We start from the raw sequence: 230 nt of genomic DNA on the forward strand, positions 1-230 counted from the left end.
ACAACAGCGAAGCCCATGGCACCGAATACTAATAAAATCATATTTACAAAGTGAACAAAATAATCATGAGCAAAGGGCGCTAGTGAACTACCGGTAATGTCAAACCCAGCATTTGTTGTTGCGCTTACTGATGCAAAGAAACCTTGGATAAATGCTTCTTGCCAAGTCTGGAAATATTGTAGAAAGTGTATACTGAGAATTAGAGCACCAACATCCTCAATAGCTAGAAT

General features: G+C 38.7%; 1 protein-coding gene. It reads right to left on the bottom strand.

The genetic code is table 11. From position 1 onward, the window contains the following. A partial coding sequence (locus SAZ04_RS23180; protein WP_332700190.1) for a potassium transporter TrkG occupies positions 1-230 on the bottom strand: 230 nt, incomplete at both ends.

The organism is Halalkalibacter lacteus (assembly GCF_036663595.1).
GTDB lineage: Bacteria > Bacillota > Bacilli > Bacillales > Bacillaceae_D > Halalkalibacter > Halalkalibacter lacteus.